This is a genomic window from Streptosporangium sp. NPDC000239 (genome assembly GCF_040300765.1).
GTDB lineage: Bacteria > Actinomycetota > Actinomycetes > Streptosporangiales > Streptosporangiaceae > Streptosporangium.
Map to the genome: position 1 here is coordinate 724,141 of NZ_JBEPEI010000001.1, position 18,187 is coordinate 742,327.

Sequence of the window (18,187 nt, forward strand, 5' to 3'; positions counted from 1 at the left end):
CTCTGTGATCCTTATCAGCGCTGGGCTGGTGCTCACGGCCATAGTCCTGCTCATCGCAGGGTTCGTGATGTCCCAGCCGTTCCTGGTCATGTGGTCGATCGCGGTCAGTGTGCTGTCCGCGGTCTTCCTGGTGATCGGTGCGTTGCTACGCCGCCACGAGTTGTTCCCCGCTGGCGGACGCGGCGGGGCAGCTCCGCCGCCCCCGCCGAGGGGATCGGTCCCTCCGGGGCCGCCCGTGCCGAACCAGCCCGTCATGCGGACACCGCCGCCTACGGTGCCGCACGGTGTCAGGCAGACGGTTCCCGACGCCCCCCAGCAGGGGCCGGGCCGTACGGCGGCCGCGAGGCGGGGTCACCTCGGTGACGACGCGATCGTCCTGGTGATCCCGGGCCGTAAGCGGTACCACGTCGCCGGGTGCCGCCAGCTGGCCGGACGGGATCATGAGGAACTCACTCACGAGGAGGCGCGGGAGGAGGGCTTCACGCCCTGCACCACGTGCCTGCCCGAGTTCACCGGAGGACTCCAGCAGGGAGCCCCGCCGGAGATTCGGGAACCCGTGTCCCCTTCCCCCCGGGGGCCGGGCTCCTCCGACCGGGCGGACGCCGCAGAGGCGGGCGTCCGTGACCCGGCCGGACTCGCCTCCCACGCCGCGGTCCCGCCGGACGTCCGCGACACCCCGGTGACCCGCCCCTACGTCCAGAGTCCCTCGGCTCCAGCCGAGCAGACCCGCAGGACGGAGCCGGAGCCGGGCCCCGCGCAGCCGCCCTCGGCAGGACAGCCGGACCGGCCACAGACCGAGGAACGGGTGGTACCGCCTCGCACCGCGGAAGCACCCGCCCACCCCCAGCCTTCGCAGGCCCCCGCCCCCGGTCCCGAGAAGACAGAGGACTCAGGGGAGGCGGAGGACCCCAACGCCACCAGTTGGTTCAGCCGTGACATCGTCCGGCACCTGGTGCCCGACGACGCCTCGGCTGAGTCCAAGGAGCCCGCGACCGGCCAGGAGAAGAAGGGCGTCCCCGCCGAGGCAGGCGACCGGGAAGCGGCCGAGGCTCAGAAGGAGCCCGCGGAGCCCGCCCGGAAGACGACGTCCCCGGCCAAGGCGGCCGAGCCCTCCCAGACCGAGTCCGCTCCTGTGAAGCCCGCCTCCACGGAACCGGCCGTCACGAAGCCCGCCGACGCCGGACAGGCCCCCGCGGAGGGAACCAAGCCGGTGGAGCCGGCCGAGACCGGACCCGGGCGCGCCGGGCGGCCGGTGCCGGTCGGCTCCACCTCGGCGGCCCCCGAGCAGGCCGCCGTACCCGAGAGTCCCGCGAAGCCGGAGGCCCAGGCGCCGGACGCGAAGGAGACCGGAGAAGGCGGTGCCGCGCCGGAGAAGAAGCCGGACGCGGGCGAGCCCGAGATGGTCAAGATCATCGTCGGCACCCGCCGCTTCCACAGCCCCACCTGCCCCCTGATCAGGGGCCTGGACGCCATAAAGGGCGTCGAGGGCAGCGGCCTTGAGACCATCTCCCTTGCCGACGCCGAGGCGGCGGGCATGCGCAGCTGCTCCGTCTGCCGGCCGATCACCTGAAGAACCTGAGGGTCCCCGGAAGCCCCGGAAGGCATGCTCTCCCGTGAGACGGACAAGGGGGCGGGTGGCGTATGACGCCACCCGCCCCCTTGGTTTCCCGAGCCGGATCAGACGCTACGGCGGAGCTTGAAGGTCAACCCCAGGTCGGCGTCGTGGTGGACGGGGAGGTCCTCGGCTGTGCCCTCGGTGCCCTCGGTGCCCTCGGTGAGGGAGTCGGCGAGGATCTCACCGGCGACCGTCGCGCCCTGGGCCCGCAGGGCCTCGGCCAGCTCGGCGTCGGCGGCCGACCACCACACCTCGATCCGGTCGGTGATGGCCAGACCGGTGGACTTGCGGGCGTCCTGGAACAGACGGATGGCGTCGCGGGTCAGGCCCGCCCGGCGCAGTTCGTCGGTGATGGCCAGGTCGAGCGCGACGGTCTCGCCGGTGCCGGTGCCGATCGCCCCGGTCTCCACCGCCCAGCCGGCCTTCGGCTGCTCGGTGACGATCACGTCCTCGGTCGTCAGCTCGACCGTGCCCAGCTCACCGGCCTCGACCGTGACGGCCGATCCGGAGCGCAGCGCGCGGGCCAGCCCGGCCGCGTCGGCCGCGCCGACGGCCGAGGCGACCAGCTTGGTCTGCGAGCCGAACCGCTTGCCCAGGGCCCGGAAGTTGGGCTTGACGGTGAAGGAGACCAGATCGGCTCCGACGGCGCCGAGGTCCTCAAGCCGCTGCACGTTCAGCTCGTCGGCGATCAGGTCGCGCAGCTCCTGGGAGAGCGCGCCCCAGCCACGGGCCCCGACCAGCGCGCGGCCGAGGGGCTGGCGGGTCTTCACCCCGCTGGAGGCACGGGCCGAACGGCCCAGCTCGACCAGGCGGCGCACCAGAGCCATCTGCTCCGACAGCTCCCCGTCGAGCAGCTCCTCCTTCACCGTGGGCCAGGTGGCCAGGTGGACGGAGGAGGGGGCCCCGGTGTCGCGGAGCACGTCCCAGACGTAGTCGGTGACGAACGGCGTCACCGGTGCCATCAGGCGGGTGACGGTCTCCAGGCACTCGTACAGCGTGGCGAACGCCGAGGTGTCGCCGGACCAGAAACGGCGGCGCGAGCGGCGTACGTACCAGTTGGACAGGTCGTCGAGGAAGTCGGCCAGCCGCCGCCCGACCCTGGCGGTGTCGAACTCCTCCATCGACGCGGTGACCTCGGCCACCGTGCGGTGCAACTCGGCCAGCGCCCAGCGGTCGATCAGCGGGCGCTCGCCGTACGGCAGGGCCTCGGGGAGCTGGGACGGCGACCAGGACTCGGCGTTGGCGTAGAGGGTGAAGAAGGAGGCGGTGTTCCAGTAGGTCAGCAGGACCTTGCGGACGATCTCCTCAAGGGCGCCGTGCCCGACCCTCCGGGCGGCCCAGGGGGAGCCGGAGCAGGCCATGTACCAGCGCAGCGCGTCGGCGCCGTGCTTGTCCATCAGCGGGATGGGCTGCAGCACGTTGCCCAGGTGCTTGCTCATCTTGCGCCCGTCCTCGGCGAGGATGAGGCCCAGGCAGAGCACGTTCTCGTAGGACGACCTGCCGAAGACCAGCGTGCCGACCGCCATGAGCGAGTAGAACCAGCCACGCGTCTGGTCGGTCGCCTCGCAGATGAACTGCGCGGGGTAGGCCTGGGTGAGCATCTCCTCGTTGCGGTACGGCGCGCCCCACTGGGCGAAGGGCATGGAGCCCGAGTCGTACCAGGCGTCGATCACGTCCGGTACCCGGCGTGCCTCGGCCCCGCAGGTGGGGCAGGGCAGCGTCACGTCGTCCACGTAGGGGCGGTGCGGGTCGAGGGCGGAGACGTCCTGGCCCGCCAGTCTGCCGAGCTCCTCCATCGAGCCGACGCAGGTGATGTGGGAGTCGTCGGCCGAGCAGACCCACAGCGGCAGCGGCGTGCCCCAGTAACGTGACCGGGACAGCGCCCAGTCCACGTTGTTGCGCAGCCACTCGCCGAAGCGGCCCCACTTGATCGTCTCGGGGTACCAGTTGGTCTTCTCGTTCTCGGCGAGCATCTGGTCCTTGACCGCGGTGGTGCGGATGTACCACGCGGGCAGCGCGTAGTACAGCAGCGCGGTGTGGCAGCGCCAGCAGTGCGGGTAGCTGTGCTCGAAGTGATCGCCCCGGTACAGCAGGCCGCGTTCCCGCAGGTCGGCGGTCAGGCCCTCGTCGGCGTCCTTGAAGAACTGGCCGCCGACCTGGGGTACGTCGTCCAGGAAACGCCCGTCGGGACCGATCGGGTTGACCACGGGCAGGCCGTACCGGTTGCAGGTGGTCATGTCGTCGGCGCCGAAGGCGGGCGCCTGGTGAACCAGGCCCGTGCCGTCCTCGGTGGTGACGTAGGTGCCGAGCACCACGTAGTGCGCGCCGGGGATGTCGACCAGGTCGAAGGGGCGTGAGTAGGTGGTGTGCTCAAGGTCGCCGCCCAGGAAGGAGGCCAGCACCTCGGCGCCCTCGCCCAAAGCCGCGGTCAGCAGCGGTTCGGCGACGACCAGCACCTCGTCGGAGCCCGCGGGGCGCGCCGCGACGTAGGTCACCTCGGGGTGCACGGCCACGGCGGTGTTGGACACCAGCGTCCACGGGGTGGTGGTCCAGATCAGCAGCGAGGCGCCGAGCTCGGCCAGCGGGCCGGAGGTCGCGGGCATGCGGACGTAGACCGACGGGCTGGTCACGGTCTCGTAGCCGCCGGGCTGGCCGAGTTCGTGGTCGGACAGGCCGGTGCCGCAGCGCGGGCAGTACGGCGTGATCCGGAAGGCGCGGCTGAGGAGGCCCTTGTCGAAGATGACCTTGAGCGACCACCAGACGGACTCCACGTAGGAGGGGTCCATCGTGCGGTAGGCCTGGGAGAGGTCGATCCAGTAGCCCATGCGCTCGGTCAGCTCTTCGAAGGCGTCCACGTGCCGCAGCACCGACTCGCGGCACTTGGCGTTGAACTCGGCGATGCCGTACGCCTCGATGTCCTTCTTGCCGGACAGGCCGAGTTCCTTCTCGATGCCGACCTCGACCGGCAGGCCGTGACAGTCCCAGCCGGCCTTGCGGGGCACGTTGTAGCCGAGCATGGAGCGGTAGCGGGGGAAGAGGTCCTTGAAGACGCGGGCCTCGACGTGGTGCACGCCGGGCATGCCGTTGGCGGTCGGCGGGCCCTCGTAGAAGACCCAGTTGGGGCCGTCGGCGTTCTGCTCGACCGAGCGCTCGAAGACCTTGCCGTCCCGCCAGCGGCCGAGCACCTCGTGTTCGAGCGCGGGCAGATCGACCTGCGCGGGAAGAGAGCGGAAATAGGCGGACATGACCGGGCTGGACCTCCACGCTGGTGCTGGCAGTGGCGTGGAGGGACGAGACCGTACGGCCCCGCGGTACCACCCTCCTTGACCTTCGCGAGAAGGCCCTCTTCCTTTGAGTCTGCTGCCGGTTCTACTGGGCGGCGCCGTTCGCGCGGCCGTTCCTCCGGCGGCTCAGGGGTGATCTTCCCTCCGGGCATCGCCCCGGGCTCGCACCGTCCCCGGGTCGCTCGTGCGAGGGGCTCGGAGGTACTCGTCCCCATCAACGCCTTGCAGGCTCACACCCTAACGTACGTCCCCGCGCGAAACTTCCCGATTTTCTCCTGCGATGTCAAGGCGCGGGCGGAATCCGGTGAGGGGGACCGGATGTTACGGGAGTGGTAAACATCCCGGCGGGTCGTTTGCCGTTCCGTTATGGGGGACCTAAGCTGCCCGCACCGTTTACCACACCGGATACGGTCCGATCGAGCAAGGAGGCCGCCATGGCCGCGACCGTACGCGCGGACGAGAGCGCGGTAGCCCCGTCGGGGAACGGCGGCACCGTCACCTGGACGGCCGAGGAGCTCGCCGAGGTCCGCACGAGGCTGAGCGTGGAGATCGACGAGCTGAACGAGGAGATCCTCAAGGCCGAGAGCGAGATCGCCTCGGGTGACGTCACGGACGGAGCCGGGGACGATCAGGCGGACGCGGGCGCCCGGACGTATGAGCGGGAACGTGAGATCGCCCTTACCCTGAATTCGCGCGACCTGGTCGCGCAGAACGAACGGGCGATCGCCCGGATCGACGCAGGGACCTACGGAGTGTGCGAATCGTGCCACAAGCCGATCGGCAAGGAGCGCCTTCAGGCGTTCCCGAGGGCGACGCTGTGCGTGGCCTGCAAGCAGCGGGAGGAGCGGCGCTGACGGGAGAGGCCGCCGGCTCGCGGACGTCTCCGCCCAGGAGGCGGCGTGTCGCGCTGCTGGCGGCTCTCGCGGTGGTCGTCTACGGCCTTGACCTGGCGACGAAGACGGCCGTGCTGCGGACCCTGGAGGGCAAGGACCCGCTCGTGCTGATCCCCGGGCTGCTGCAGTTCCGGGTGATCTTCAACGCGGGGGCCGCGTTCAGCATCGGCACCGGCATGACCATCGTCTTCACGATCATCGCGGCCGGCGTCGTGGTGGCCATCCTGCGTACCGCGCGCAAGCTGCGCAGCCTGCCGTGGGCCGTCACACTCGGCCTGATGCTCGGCGGGGCGCTGGGCAATCTGACCGACCGGCTCTTCCGTGCTCCCGGCGGGCTGCAGGGGCACGTCGTCGACTTCGTCGAGGTCTTCCCCAGCCATTTCCCGGTGTTCAACGTCGCGGACTCGGCGATCGTCTGCGGCGGGATCCTGGCGGTCTTCCTCGCCTGGCGCGGCTACCAGCTCGACGGCACGCGCGACGGCGGGCAGGAGACGGCGCCGGAGACCCACAAGGCCGAGGAAGGTTCCCAGGACAGGGCGGAGAGCAGGAATGATGGCTGAACAGCGGAGTCTTCCCGTCCCCGACGGGCTTGAGGGCGAACGCCTCGACGCGGCCCTGTCCCGGCTGTTCGGGTTGTCGCGCACCCGTGCGGCGGAGCTGATCGTCGACGGGGACGTGCTGGTCGACGGCTCGCCCGCGGCCAAGTCCGACCGGGTCCACGCCGGCGCGTGGCTGGACGTCACACTCCCGCCCCCGCCGAGCGCGCCCACCCCGGTCGCCGAGCCGGTCCCCGGAATGACGATCGTCTACGAGGACGACGACATCGTCGTGGTCAACAAGCCGATCGGGGTGGCCGCCCACCCGACCACGGGCTGGACCGGGCCGACCGTGATCGGCGGCCTGCTCGGCACCGGGCACCGGGTCGCGACCAGCGGCGCCGCCGAACGTCAGGGCATCGTGCACCGCCTGGACGCCAACACCACCGGCGCGATGGTCGTGGCCAAGAGCGAGCACGCCTACTCACGGCTGAAGCGGGCCTTCAAGGAGCGCACCGTGGACAAGCGCTACCACACGCTGGTCCAGGGGCACCCCGACCCGCTGCGCGGCACCGTCGACGCGCCGATCGACCGCCACCCGGCGGGGGACGGCCGTTTCGCGGTCGTGGCGGGCGGCAAGGACTCGGTCACCCACTACGACACGATCGAGGCCTTCCGGGCCGCCTCGCTGCTCGACATCAAGCTGGAGACCGGGCGGACCCACCAGATCAGGGTCCACATGTCGGCGCTGCGCCATCCGTGCGTCGGCGACATGATGTACGGCGCCGACCCCACGCTGGCCGCGCGGCTCGGTGTCTCCCGCCAGTGGCTGCACGCCGTCTCCCTGGCCTTCGAACACCCCGTCACGGGCGAGTGGATGACCTTCACCACCGACTATCCCGACGATCTCGCGCACGCGTTGAAGGTCGTCGGCGAAGAGTCCCGGTAGCCAGGTAGGGGTCAGGAGAGCACGGCGAGGGCGTTCAGGGCGTCGCCCGGGGCAACCTCGCCCACCGGCTCCTGCTCCTGGTCGTCCTCGGGGGCCGGCTCCTGAGTGTCCTGGCCGCCTTCCTCGGGCGGACCGGCCTCCTGCCCCTCGTCCCCACTCTTGTCTGGTTTGTCATCCTTTGGGGGCTTTTCTTTCTTCGGGGGAGCGGGGGACTCGCTCGGCTTCGGCTTCTCAGTCCTCTCGGGCTTCTCCGGGCTCTGTGGGTTCTGTGGCTTCTCGGGCGGCGCCTCGGGGACGGTACGGCGGTCGTCGCTCTCCTGCGTCCGCTCGGGGGCGGGGTCCTTCCTGGCCGGCAGCCGTGCCTGCTCCGGCTTCGTCGCGGGGGTGCGCCCGCTCGGAGAGACCCCGGCCGGGGTGACCGGTCCCCGGGTCGCCGGGGGAACGGAGTTCATGGCGACCCAGGCCGCCGCGCTCGCGGTGGCGGTGACCGCGAGCGCCGCCGCGGCCACGACCGCCGCCCCTCTCCGCGGTCTCCGGGGGGCAGGAGGGCCGGACGCGGCCGCCTGTCCGGTCACGGCCACGCCCACGGGCCCGGCCACCGGTCCGGTCTCCGGCGGTGAGGACGGTGAGGGCGGTGAAGGCGGCGCGGGGACGGGCAGGTCGATCGGCATCGTCTCCTGCGGGGCGATCCCGTTCACGATGGAGCGCAGGCCGACCTGCACCTCCTCGGCGGACATCCGCTCGGCGGGGTCCTTGCGAAGCAGTCCGTGGATCACCGGCCCGAGCGGCCCGGAGAGCCGCATCGGGGCGGGTTCCTCGTGCATGACCGCGCTGAGGGTGGCCAGCGGGTGGGCGCGTTCGAAGGGGGAGCGTCCCTCGACCGCCACGTAGAGCGTCACCCCGAGTGACCACAGGTCGGAGGCGAACACCGCAGGTCCTCCGCCCGCCCGTTCCGGCGCGATGAACGCCGGGGTGCCGATCAGGGCGCCCGTCCTGGTGACGGAGGAGTCTCCTTCGAGCACCGCGATGCCGAAGTCGGTCAGCACGGCCCGGCCGTCCCTGGCCAGCAGTACGTTGTCCGGTTTGACGTCGCGGTGCAGCACACCCGCGTGACCGGCGGCCACCAGCGCCCCGAGCACGTCGAGCCCGACGCGGGCCGCCCTGCAGGCGGGCAGTGGCCCGTCCTCACGGACCACCGCCCCGAGCGTCCTGGACTCGACGAGCTGCATGACGATCCACGGCCGTCCGCGCTCCTCGATCACGTCGTAGACCGTCGCGACGCCGGGATGGCCGATCCTGCCCGCGGCCCGCGCCTCCCTGAGCGTCCTGATCGTGAAGACCTCACGCTCCGGGCCGGTCAGGTCGGGAGAGGGGATGACCTCCTTGACCGCGACGTCACGGCCGAGTACCTCGTCCTTCGCCCGCCAGACCGTGCCCATTCCCCCGCGGCCGATGGGTTCGATCAGCCGGTAACGCGTGCCGATGACCTCTCCAGAGTCGGACATGGGCCTCGTCTACCCGTGATGTGTCCCGGTATTCAGGATGAACTACGCAGATCACCGCAATAGTTGGCGCCGGGGGTCGCCGTCACGCTCCGGGTACGGTTCCCGCTCAGCCGATCAGCCACCGCAGCGCCGCGGTGACGACGGCCGCACCGGCGAGCACCACCAGGAAGGGCGCGCGCAGCAGCAGCGCGACGACGGCGGCGCCCAGCCCGGCGGTGCGCGGCCAGTCCAGATACAGCGACTGACCGTGGGCGAACATCTGCACCGCGATCAGCGCGGCGAGCAGCGCGACCGGGACCAGCGCGGCGAAACGCTGCACCCTGGGGTGGTCGAGCAGCCTGCGCGGCGCGGAGATTCCGGCCAGCTTCAGCGCGTAGCACCCCGCGCAGGTGGCGATCACGGCCCACCACACGGCACTCATCGGGGCCTCCTCAGGGTCACCGCGAGTACGGCGGTCGCGGCGATCAGCACGGGAACCCCGGGCGGGGCGAAGGGGGTCACGGCCAGCGCGATCGCGGCGCCCGTCCCCGCGACCAGTCGTAGCGCGCCGGTCTCCCGGCCGCCGCCGGTGAGCCTGGGCCACAGGATCGCCAGGAAGGTCGCGGGCCCGACCACGTCGAGGCCGAGCAGCGCGGGATCGGCCACCCAGGAGGTGCCCGCCGCACCGAGCAGGGTGGTGAGGTTCCAGGTCAGGTAGAGGCTGGCGAACGTGACGAGGAAGCCCGTCCTGGCCGACTCCTCGTCGGGCTGGGCCAGGGCGACCGCCGTCGTCTCGTCGATCACGCCGTGGGCGGTGACGAACCTGGCACCGCCCCTGGCGCCGAGCACGTCGGCCATGCGCAGGCCGTACAGGCTGTTGCGGGCTCCCAGCAGCAGGGCGCCCGCGGTGCCCGCGACGAGGTTGCCGCCGCCCGCGATGACGCCCGCCAGGGCGAACTGTGAGGCTCCGGTGAAGGCGAACAGGCTCAGCACGCATGCCTGGGCGACGCTCAGCCCCGCGGTGACCGCGCTGGCGCCGAACGCGACGCCGGACAGCCCGACCGCGATCCCCACCCCCAGTCCGTCCCTTGTCGCTGAGGAACGAGTGGATATTTCCATGATGGTGAGGTTATGTGGAGTTTTCTGCCTCGGTCTTGTACGTTCCTGCACGTTGGTAGGCGGCCGGAGGGACACCGACGACCCGCTTGAAATGCCTGGTCAGATGCGCCTGGTCGGTGAAACCGACGTCCGCGGCGACCTGGGCCGCGGGTACCCCGGCGTCGAGCAGGCCACGCGCCCGGCTGACCCGCAGCGTGTTCAGGTAGGCGTGCGGCGGCAGCCCGGTGACCGCCTTGAAGGCCCTGATCAGCCCGAACGGCTTCGCCTTCACGGCCAGCGCCAGGTCCTCGATCGTGGGCGGATCGATGAGTCTCTCGTGCAGGATCTCCCGCGCGAGCCGTACGGCCAGGTCGTTGCCGACGGAGCGCGTCTCCGGCGGACGCCGGGCGGCGTGCAGGCGCAGCAGCGTGCCGAAGGCCGTACGGGCCAGCGTCGAGGAGGCCAGGCTGTCGCCGCGCTCGGCGGCGTCGTGCGCCCTCCTGAGCAGCGCGGCACCGCGCGCGCTGGAGACGACGGGTTCGGGGAAGTACGGCGTGCCCCGCCCGGCGAGCAGTTCCTCGGCGATCCCGGACAGGACCTCGACGGAGGGGTAGAGCATCCGGTACGCCCAGCCGTCCGGCTCACCCGCGTGACCGTTGTGCGCCTGGTCGGGGTCGACCAGCACCACGCTTCCCGCGCCCGCGCGGTGCCGGGCGCCCCGATAGTCGAACTCCTCGATCCCGGTCAGGATCACCCCGATCGCGTAGCCCGCGTGGGCGTGCCGGGTGAACCGATGGGTCACGTATCTCGCCTTGAGCAGATCGACCCCGGGCAGCGCCGGATTGCGCCAGAAGCGTGCCGCCTCCAGGCTTCCGCTCCCCGGCTCCAGCCCCGTCTCCGTCTCCAAGGACCGCGGTCGTGTCTCCAGTGGTGTCTCCCGGCCCGACCCCCGGCCGGTCACGGACGGAAGGTCTCGGTGAACCTGTCGAAGAACGCCCGGTCCCACTCGGACTCAGGACTCTCCCAGTAGATCGCGTAAGGACGGCCCGTGATCGTGTGGAACCCCCGGTCCAGGACGTGTGTCCGGACGCCGTTCTTCAGGTAGGTGAACTCCCAGTCGGCCGCCTCCACACCACGGTATCGCAGCGGGGTTATGCCGATGCGTTCGTAGCCCGGCCAGAGCTTCTTGACCACGCGGTCCTTCTCAAGGTTCTCCCAGTGTTTGACCGGGTCCTTCTCCGGATCGGCGGTCGACTCGATCCACAGCAGGGCGGACGAGCCGGGCCTCCTGAACTCCACCCGGTCACGCCCGGAGAAGCGCTTGCTCGTCCAGCCGCGCGGCAGGGCAACGGTGAAGCCCATCACCGGGTCCTTGTAGTACTGCCAGCCCTCGGGCAGCCTGGACGGGCGCACCGTTGGGGAGGCGGTGGGGGACGGGCGCGGGCTCTTCGACGGCTTGGCGGACGGAATCGACGGGGCGGAGGTGGCGGGGGGCGTCGGGGTCGCGGTCCGGCCGGCGCCGAAGTTGTCCGCCAGCAGCCACCCTCCGGCGCCGAACCCCGCGACCAGTACCGGTATCCCCACGATCAGAACCGCCCGCCGTACGGCCGGCCGTCGCGGGGACGCCTGCGAGCCGGGCGCGGCACGCCTGCCCCGCCGTCTGCCGGGTCCCTGGTGGGCCGGTTCGGTGCCGTGGGGGAGGCCGGGAAGGGGGCCGCCGAACGGGTTTTCGGGCAGCGGGTGTCCGCCCTGGCCGTGCGAGGACGGATCGCCGGGATGAGCCTGGCCACCCGGGTGATAGGCCTGGAAGGGGTCGTTGGGGTAGGACGGCCGCCCGACCCGGGTCGCGTCGTCACGGTAGGGGGAATGTGCCGGATCTCCCGGGTATGGCGCCTGCCCGGCGGACGACGGGTCGCCGTGAGAGGCCCCGGCCTGGCCGGTGTGCCACGAGGCCGCCTGTCCCGGCCCCACCGGCTGCCCGGCCGGCTGCCCGGTCCACGGGGAGGCGTCCCACGGGGCCGCGCCCGGCCGCGTTCCCGGCTGGGGTCCTGGTTGCGGCATCGGTTGCGGGCCGGGCTGGGGTGCCGCCTGCCGCCAGGGCTCGCCGCCGTGGCGAGGATCGGCTGTGTGCCCTCCCGCGTACGGGCCCTCGTTCGGGTGCGGGAAGGCGCCGTTGCCGGTGTGGGGCGCCTCCGCCGGGTGGGGGCGGCCGTGCCGGGGGGCCGGGCCCGCCTGGGGAAGGCGGTCGTCCGTACCCGCCGCGGCCCCCGGGGCCTCGGTGCAGGCGCGGGTGAGCAGCGCCTCGGCCGCGTCGGCGGTCAGCCGGGCCGCGGGCTCCCTGGCCATCAGGCCGAGGATCGCCGAGACGAGGGAGCCGGTGTGCGACATGGGGCTCGGCTCGCCGTTCAGGACCGCCATCATGGTCGCCGCGGCCGTCGGCCGTTCGAACGGCGGACGTCCCTCAAGCGCCGCGTACAGCGTCGCCCCCAGCGACCACAGGTCCGACTCGGGGGTGGCGGGCATGCCGTGCAGCCGCTCCGGGGGCAGGAAGGCCGGGGTGCCGACCATCCCCCCGGTGCGGGTGATCCCGGTCTCCTGGGTCATCGAGGCGATGCCGAAGTCGGTCAGCACCACCCGGCCGTCATCGGCGAGCAGCACGTTCTCCGGCTTGACGTCCCGGTGCAGCACCCCGGCCGTGTGCGCGGCCCGCAGCGCGCCGAGCACCTGCAGCCCGACCTCGGCGACCCGCGACGGGGGCAGCGGCCCACCCCGGCGCACCACCTCGCCCATGGAGCGCGAACGGACCAGCTGCATGACGATCCAGGGCCTGCCCTCCTCCTCGACCACGTCGTGCACGATGATCACAGAGGGGTGGTCGAGCCGTCCGGCGCTCCTGGCCTCCCGGATCGTCCGCCGGTTCAGGTCGGCCCGCGCGGCCTCGTCGATCCCGCGGTAACGAACCTCCTTGACCGCCACGACCCGGTCGAGAAGCTCGTCGTGGGAACGCCAGACGACGCCCATCCCGCCTTCGCCGATGGGTTCGAGCAGGCGGTACCGGCCCGCGACCTTCCGTTCGGTCATTCTCTCCAGCCCCTCCCAAACCCACGCATCGTAGCCGGTCGGGAGGCTCGCCTACTTTTTCGAGGAGAAGGTCTCCGTGAATCCCTTGAAGAGGGCGAGGTTCTTGTCCCACTCGTCGGCCATGGTGTGCCAGTAGATGGCGTAACCCCTGCCGCCCTCGGTCACGAAGCCCCGGTCGATCACCCGCGCCTTACCGGCGCTCGTGTCCCAGGTGAACTCCCAGTCGGCGGCCTTCTTCATGTAGTCGACCTTCTCGATCCGGATGCGCTTGTAACCGTTGAAGTTGCCCCTGCTGTAGCGCTCCTGGTCCTCCCAGTCCTTCTTCGGGTCGGAGTTGGGAGTGTTGGTGTACTCGATCAGCAGGTAGCTCACCCGGTCGGGGCCGCGGAACCACACCGAAGGGCCGGAACGCCTGTCGACGTCCCACCCCTTGGGCAGGCCGACGGAGAACCCGTTGGAGTCCTTGTGCGTGCGCCAGCCCTCGGGAAGCCCGGAGTCCTTCTCCTTGTCTTCCTTCTTCTTGTCGTCCTCATCGTCTTCGTCGTCCTTGGTGGGACTCTCGACGGGGCCGGGACTCGCGCTCTGGGAGGGGGAGTGTTCGGAGATCGGCTCGGTGGTCGTCTCCGCGGGCCGGTCGGCCGCCCCCACGGTCTCACTCGACTCACTCGTCCTGGGCTCCGGCAGCCCGACCTCCCTGCCGTAGCGCATTCCAAGATAACCCGCGACGAGCACGATGATCACCAGTACGGGCACCAGCAGCAGCGACCACCGCCGCAGCGGTGGCATGGAGTCCCAGCTCCAGGAGGGCTTCCCCGTCCCGGAGGGCGACGTGGGGAAGAACTCCGCCGCCGAGGGCGGCGGAGTGACGGGCGGAACGGCGGGGGGAGCGGAGGAGGGCTCGGGCCGCGAGACGGGGACCGGCGGCCGTACCGGTGCGGGCTCACGTCTGGCCGAGGGCTTGGAGAGCGGCGGCTGAGCCACCTTCCCGGCCTGGGCACGCGGCGGCGCCGGAGTCGCGGAAACCGGCTTCGCGGCGGGCTTCGGCGTGACCTTCCGCGTCGCGGCGGCCTGCTGGGCCTGCTGCGAAGCCTTCGGCACGGCCTGCCGCGGGGCATTCTGGGCGGGTTCGGCGGCCGGTTTCCGCGCTCCCTGCGCGGCGGCTCCCTGCCCCGTGCCGGAGGGCCGGTCCCTGCGCGCCTGCGTCGGAGGCTCCTCCGCGGGGGAGGCCGGGGCGGGCGCGGCGGAGCCCAGCTTCAGCCCCGTCGCGGGCACCCCCTCCGGGCGGTACCGGATGTCCGGATCGGTCTCGGCACCCGCCTCACCCGCGACGGCGGGCATGACGGTCGTCCTCGCGGGCTGCCGCCGTTCCTGAGGCCCCTCGGCCACCTGGCGCAGCAGCCGGGCCGCCTCGTCGTAGGACATCCGCAGCTCGGGGTCCTTGCGCAGCAGCCCCTCAAGCACGGGCGCCAGTGGCCCGGCGTGGACGGGGGGCTCCGGCTCGTCGTTCAGCACCGCGTGCATGGTCGGCAGCGCCCCGCCCCGATCGTGTGGGGGCTTGCCCTCCACGGCGGCGTACAGCGTCGCCCCGAGGGACCACAGGTCTGACTCGCGTTGCGCGGTGCCGGTCTTGATCCGCTCCGGCGGGATGAACGCGGGCGTGCCCGCGATCCCCGTCATGGTCAGCGCGGTCTCCGTCTCCAGAGTCGCGATGCCGAAGTCGGTCAGGACCACCCGGCCGTCGTCGGCCAGCAGCACGTTCTCCGGCTTGACGTCCCGGTGCAGCACCCCCTGGGCGTGGGCGGCGCGCAGCGCCTCAAGCACCTGCGACCCGATCTCCGCCACCCGCCGGTACGGCAGCGGCCCCTCCTGGCGCAGCACCTTGCCGAGCGAGCGGGACTCGACCAGCTGCATGACGATCCAGGGCCTGCCGTCCTCCTCGACCACGTCGTGGACGACGACCACGTTCGGATGCGTCAGCCGTCCCGCCGCCCTGGCCTCCCGCTTGGTGCGGCGGTTGAAGTCCTCCTGGCTGTCCTCGCCGAGCATGTCGGCGTAGCGGACCTCCTTGACGGCGACCTCACGGTCGAGGAACTCGTCGTGCGCCCGCCAGACGATGCCCATGCCACCACGGCCGATGGGTTCGAGCAGGTGGTAACGGGAGGCGACGCGACGTCCCTCAGGCTGTGCTTCGGCCATCGATCGCACCTCCCCCTCTCTTGGCCCCTTTCCGGAACCACCGAATACTCTCATAGGCCGAGGAGGGTGATCGACTCTCCGGAGATCTGGATCTCCCTCCCCCCTGCAGCCCCCTGGCCTGCGAGTGGCGCCTGGGGCGAGGATGCCCTATCGTCGTTTTCATGACGTTCTACTTCGTGTTTACCGAGCCGGCTCCGGGGAGCCGGTCGTGACAGCGTGACGTAGCGACCGTTCGGAGCCGGCACCAGGCAGAGACAAGGTCTCTGCCTTTTTTGTTTCTTACGATTCGCCGGCCCGGGGATGCGTGCCGGCTGAGCATGGGAGCCGAGATGTCGTTGACCGCAGACCTGGAGCGAAACCTGGAACGCGGAGCCGTACGGGTGGGGACGCTCAGCGTGGGAGCGGGACCGGCCGTGGTGATCGGCGGAGAGGGTGCCGACGCCCGCTGGATCAGCCTGCGCGACCACCACGGGCGGGTGCCCGCGGCCCAGACCGTGGCCGAGGCACGCGCCGGGTGGTCCGGGCCGCTGCTGGTCGAGCCCTTCTCCGCGGCCGATCTGCCGGAGATCGCGGCCCACGCCGACGGGATCGTGATCGGTGCGGCATGGATGCAGGACTTCCAGCTGGTCAGGGCGGTGGCCAGACTCGGGCTCCCGGTGCTCGTGCAGCGGGGGCCCGCCGCGACCCTCCAGGAGTGGCTGGCCATCGCCGACTACTGCGTGGCCGAGGGCAACGACCAGGTGGTGCTGTGCGAGAGCGGCAGCCGTACGCACCAGGCGGACACGACCCTGGACCTGGCCCTGATGCGGGCGGCGCGGCGGACTTCGGGCCGCCCGGTGCTGGTCGGCCTCGGCGAGGACCCCTCGCTGGCCGCGGCGGCGGTCGCCGCGGGGGCCGACGGCCTCCTGCTCGACCCCGGCGCTCCGGAACAGGCCGCCCTGGACGCCGGGGAGGTCGCGCGGATCGTCGGCGTGGTCGTCCGCAGGGAGACGCCGGGCTCGGTGCCCGAGGCGCGTGGCGCCATCGACCGGGTGGACGCCGTCCTGGCCGTCCTGCTGGAACGGCGCGCCGAACTGGCGGGGACCATCCAGCGGCTCAAGCCCGTCGGCGGCTTCGCGGGGCGCGACATGGACCGTGAGCGCCGTCTCGTCGCCGAGATGGCGCGCCGCGCCCCCACCCTCGGTGAGGAGCGCCTGACCCCCATCATGAACGCCGTCATCGAGGCGGGGCTCCACCTCGCCGAGGAACGCGCCGGGACGCGCCGGGACTGACCGGGACTCACGGCTCAGGCGCGGGACGGAGGGCGAGACGGCGGCGGGCGGTCGCGGTGAGGCGGATCAGGCGGGCGGTCTCCTCGGTGAGGATCTCGCGGCCGCGCTCCGTCAGGTCGTAGTAACGGCGGTGACGGCCGTCGACGACCTCCTCGCCCGCCATGGTCACCAGACCGTCCGTGGCCAGCCGGTCCAGGGCGCCGTACAGCGTGCCCGCGCCGAGCCGTACCCGTTCCTCGGACAGTTCCCGCACCGTCTTGGTCACGCCGTATCCGTGCAGAGGCCCCTGTGAGAGGGCCAGCAGGATCAGATAGCTCTGCTCGCGTAAGCCCACGGTCGATATATATCGTGCAACGTACTATTGATCAAGAGGTGTTCCGGTGGAACGGCGTGAGCCGACGATCCGCCACCCGGCGGCGATCCCGGCGACCAGCAGCGGGACGCAGAAGAAGGCCACCCGCTGGTCGGCGTCGGCGAACGGCATCAGCAGCACCACCAGGCCGAGGAAGGCCAGACTGCCCCAGCCCGTGTACGGCGCGCCCGGCATCCGGAAGGAGGGGCGCACGAGCAGACCCTTCCCGGCCGCCTCACGCAGGCGGATCTGGCACAGCAGCAGGGTCCCCCAGGTGGTGACGACGCCGAGGGAGGCGACCGCGGTCGCGATGTTGAAGGCGCGCTCCGGAACGAAGTAGTAGAGGACGACCCCGGCCACGAACACGCTCGCCGTGATGAGGATGCCCCCGTAGGGGACGTGGCGGGAGCCGATCCGGCCCGCGAACGCCGGGGCCTCGCCCTTGACGGCCATGGCCCGCAGGATGCGCCCCGTGGAGTACAGGCCGGAGTTGCACGACGACAGGGCCGCGGTGATCACGATGAGGTTCATGACGTCGGCGGCCCAGGGGGCGCCGAGAGCGGCGAAGACCGTCACGAACGGCGACTGGCCGGGGCCGTACGCGGTCCATGGCAGGACCATGGCCAGCAGCAGCACCGAGCCGACGTAGAAGATCGCGATCCGCCAGATCACACCGTTGATCGCCCTCGGGATGACCTGCCTGGCGTTCTTCGTCTCACCGGCGGCGATGCCGACCAGCTCGATCGCGGAGTAGGCGAAGATCACCGACTGCATGCTCATCAGGACCACGGGGAAGCCGTTGGGGAAGAAGCCCTTGTGCGCGACGAGGTTGCCCAGGCCCGCGGTGCCGCCGCCCAGCGAGGTGCCGAAGGCGACCAGGGCCAGGGCGACGACCAGGAAGGCGCAGATGGCCAGGACCTTGAGCATGGCGAACCAGAACTCGAGCTCGCCGAAGAGCCGTACCGACAGCAGGTTGACGACCAGCACGGACGCCAGCGCGATGAGCGCGGTGAGCCAGCGGGGGAAGTGCGGGGCCCACAGTCCCACGTAGGTGGAGATGGCGGTCAGTTCGGCGATGCCGGTGAAGGCCCAGTTGACCCAGTACATCCAGCCACTGGCGAAGGCGGCCCACGGGCCCAGGAAGTCGCCCGCGTACTCGACGAACGACCCGGAGGACGGTTTGTAGAGCACCAGTTCACCCAGGGCCCGCATGACGAAGAAGGCCACGAGCCCGCAGGCGGCGTACGACAGCACAAGGGCGGGACCGGCCGCCTGCAGCCGCCCGCCCGCCCCGAGGAAGAGGCCGACGCCGATCGCGCCGCCGATCGCGATCATCTGCACCTGGCGATTGCCGAGCGCGTGGACGTAGCCCTCGTCCGTCTTCATGGGTCCCCCCCGCCAGTCACCAGGAAACGACGTTACGGACAG

General features: G+C 71.6%; 14 protein-coding genes. 5 read left to right on the plus strand and 9 right to left on the minus strand.

Features of this window, described 5'->3' with window-relative positions; all coding sequences use genetic code 11:
- Positions 1-4 precede the first annotated feature (4 nt).
- Entirely contained in the window at positions 5-1,570 is a 1,566-nt protein-coding gene (locus ABT340_RS03320) for a hypothetical protein (protein WP_352009009.1), read from the plus strand.
- A 107-nt stretch (positions 1,571-1,677) separates the two neighbouring features.
- On the opposite strand, the gene ileS is transcribed toward ABT340_RS03320, so the two are convergent.
- Complete coding sequence (ileS, locus tag ABT340_RS03325; protein ID WP_352009010.1) at positions 1,678-4,860, minus strand: isoleucine--tRNA ligase; 3,183 nt, start codon at positions 4,858-4,860, stop codon at positions 1,678-1,680.
- A 473-nt stretch (positions 4,861-5,333) separates the two neighbouring features.
- Between ileS and ABT340_RS03330 the strand changes: the two genes are divergently transcribed.
- Genes ABT340_RS03330 through ABT340_RS03340 form a run of 3 tightly spaced genes read left to right on the plus strand, consistent with a single transcriptional unit; the run spans position 5,334 to position 7,277 of the window.
- On the plus strand, positions 5,334-5,753 hold the full coding sequence (locus ABT340_RS03330; protein ID WP_352009011.1) for a TraR/DksA family transcriptional regulator: 420 nt from the start codon (positions 5,334-5,336) through the stop codon (positions 5,751-5,753).
- Positions 5,717-6,352, plus strand: a complete 636-nt coding sequence (gene lspA / locus ABT340_RS03335) for a signal peptidase II (protein WP_352009012.1) — start codon at positions 5,717-5,719, stop codon at positions 6,350-6,352. Before ABT340_RS03330 ends, lspA begins: the two co-directional genes overlap by 37 nt.
- On the plus strand, positions 6,345-7,277 hold the full coding sequence (locus ABT340_RS03340; protein WP_352009460.1) for an RluA family pseudouridine synthase: 933 nt from the start codon (positions 6,345-6,347) through the stop codon (positions 7,275-7,277). The genes lspA and ABT340_RS03340 overlap by 8 nt, the downstream gene beginning before the upstream one ends.
- A gap of 11 nt (positions 7,278-7,288) precedes the next feature.
- Here ABT340_RS03340 and ABT340_RS03345 read toward each other — a convergent pair whose 3' ends face one another.
- From ABT340_RS03345 to ABT340_RS03370, 6 genes are all read right to left on the minus strand, one after another.
- The gene (locus ABT340_RS03345; RefSeq protein WP_352009013.1) at positions 7,289-8,782 is read right to left on the minus strand and encodes a serine/threonine-protein kinase; all 1,494 of its coding nucleotides are present in this window, start codon (positions 8,780-8,782) and stop codon (positions 7,289-7,291) included.
- 106 nt (positions 8,783-8,888) lie between these two features.
- Complete coding sequence (locus ABT340_RS03350) at positions 8,889-9,203, minus strand: AzlD domain-containing protein (protein ID WP_352009014.1); 315 nt, start codon at positions 9,201-9,203, stop codon at positions 8,889-8,891.
- Entirely contained in the window at positions 9,200-9,880 is a 681-nt protein-coding gene (locus ABT340_RS03355) for an AzlC family ABC transporter permease (protein WP_352009015.1), read from the minus strand. The genes ABT340_RS03350 and ABT340_RS03355 overlap by 4 nt, the downstream gene beginning before the upstream one ends.
- A 10-nt stretch (positions 9,881-9,890) precedes the next feature.
- Positions 9,891-10,766, minus strand: coding sequence for an AraC family transcriptional regulator (locus ABT340_RS03360; RefSeq protein WP_352009016.1), 876 nt, complete (start codon positions 10,764-10,766; stop codon positions 9,891-9,893).
- 50 nt (positions 10,767-10,816) lie between these two features.
- A complete protein-coding gene (locus ABT340_RS03365) occupies positions 10,817-12,940 on the minus strand; it encodes a serine/threonine-protein kinase (RefSeq protein WP_352009017.1) in 2,124 nt (707 codons plus the stop codon).
- 51 nt (positions 12,941-12,991) lie between these two features.
- Positions 12,992-15,136 carry a serine/threonine-protein kinase gene (locus ABT340_RS03370; RefSeq protein WP_352009018.1) on the minus strand — a complete coding sequence of 715 codons (2,145 nt, stop codon included), beginning with the start codon at positions 15,134-15,136 and terminating at the stop codon, positions 12,992-12,994.
- A gap of 329 nt (positions 15,137-15,465) precedes the next feature.
- Between ABT340_RS03370 and ABT340_RS03375 the strand changes: the two genes are divergently transcribed.
- The gene (locus ABT340_RS03375) at positions 15,466-16,407 is read left to right on the plus strand and encodes a chorismate mutase (RefSeq protein ID WP_352009019.1); all 942 of its coding nucleotides are present in this window, start codon (positions 15,466-15,468) and stop codon (positions 16,405-16,407) included.
- Between the two features lie 7 nt (positions 16,408-16,414).
- Here ABT340_RS03375 and ABT340_RS03380 read toward each other — a convergent pair whose 3' ends face one another.
- Entirely contained in the window at positions 16,415-16,741 is a 327-nt protein-coding gene (locus ABT340_RS03380; RefSeq protein ID WP_352009020.1) for a PadR family transcriptional regulator, read from the minus strand.
- A gap of 24 nt (positions 16,742-16,765) precedes the next feature.
- Positions 16,766-18,145: an amino acid permease gene (locus ABT340_RS03385; protein ID WP_352009021.1), complete on the minus strand. Its 1,380-nt coding sequence runs from the start codon at positions 18,143-18,145 to the stop codon at positions 16,766-16,768.
- Positions 18,146-18,187: the final 42 nt, after the last annotated feature.

Bases quoted from the DNA above. Each gene is read 5' to 3' on its own strand.
- ABT340_RS03375 (WP_352009019.1), top strand. From the start codon at position 15,466: ATGTCGTTGACCGCAGACCTGGAGCGAAACCTGGAACGCGGAGCCGTA.
- ABT340_RS03370 (WP_352009018.1), bottom strand. From the start codon at position 15,136: ATGGCCGAAGCACAGCCTGAGGGACGTCGCGTCGCCTCCCGTTACCAC.
- ABT340_RS03365 (WP_352009017.1), bottom strand. From the start codon at position 12,940: ATGACCGAACGGAAGGTCGCGGGCCGGTACCGCCTGCTCGAACCCATC.
- ABT340_RS03350 (WP_352009014.1), bottom strand. From the start codon at position 9,203: ATGAGTGCCGTGTGGTGGGCCGTGATCGCCACCTGCGCGGGGTGCTAC.
- ABT340_RS03355 (WP_352009015.1), bottom strand. From the start codon at position 9,880: ATGGAAATATCCACTCGTTCCTCAGCGACAAGGGACGGACTGGGGGTG.
- ABT340_RS03330 (WP_352009011.1), top strand. From the start codon at position 5,334: ATGGCCGCGACCGTACGCGCGGACGAGAGCGCGGTAGCCCCGTCGGGG.
- ABT340_RS03345 (WP_352009013.1), bottom strand. From the start codon at position 8,782: ATGTCCGACTCTGGAGAGGTCATCGGCACGCGTTACCGGCTGATCGAA.
- ABT340_RS03385 (WP_352009021.1), bottom strand. From the start codon at position 18,145: ATGAAGACGGACGAGGGCTACGTCCACGCGCTCGGCAATCGCCAGGTG.
- ileS (WP_352009010.1), bottom strand. From the start codon at position 4,860: ATGTCCGCCTATTTCCGCTCTCTTCCCGCGCAGGTCGATCTGCCCGCG.
- ABT340_RS03340 (WP_352009460.1), top strand. From the start codon at position 6,345: ATGGCTGAACAGCGGAGTCTTCCCGTCCCCGACGGGCTTGAGGGCGAA.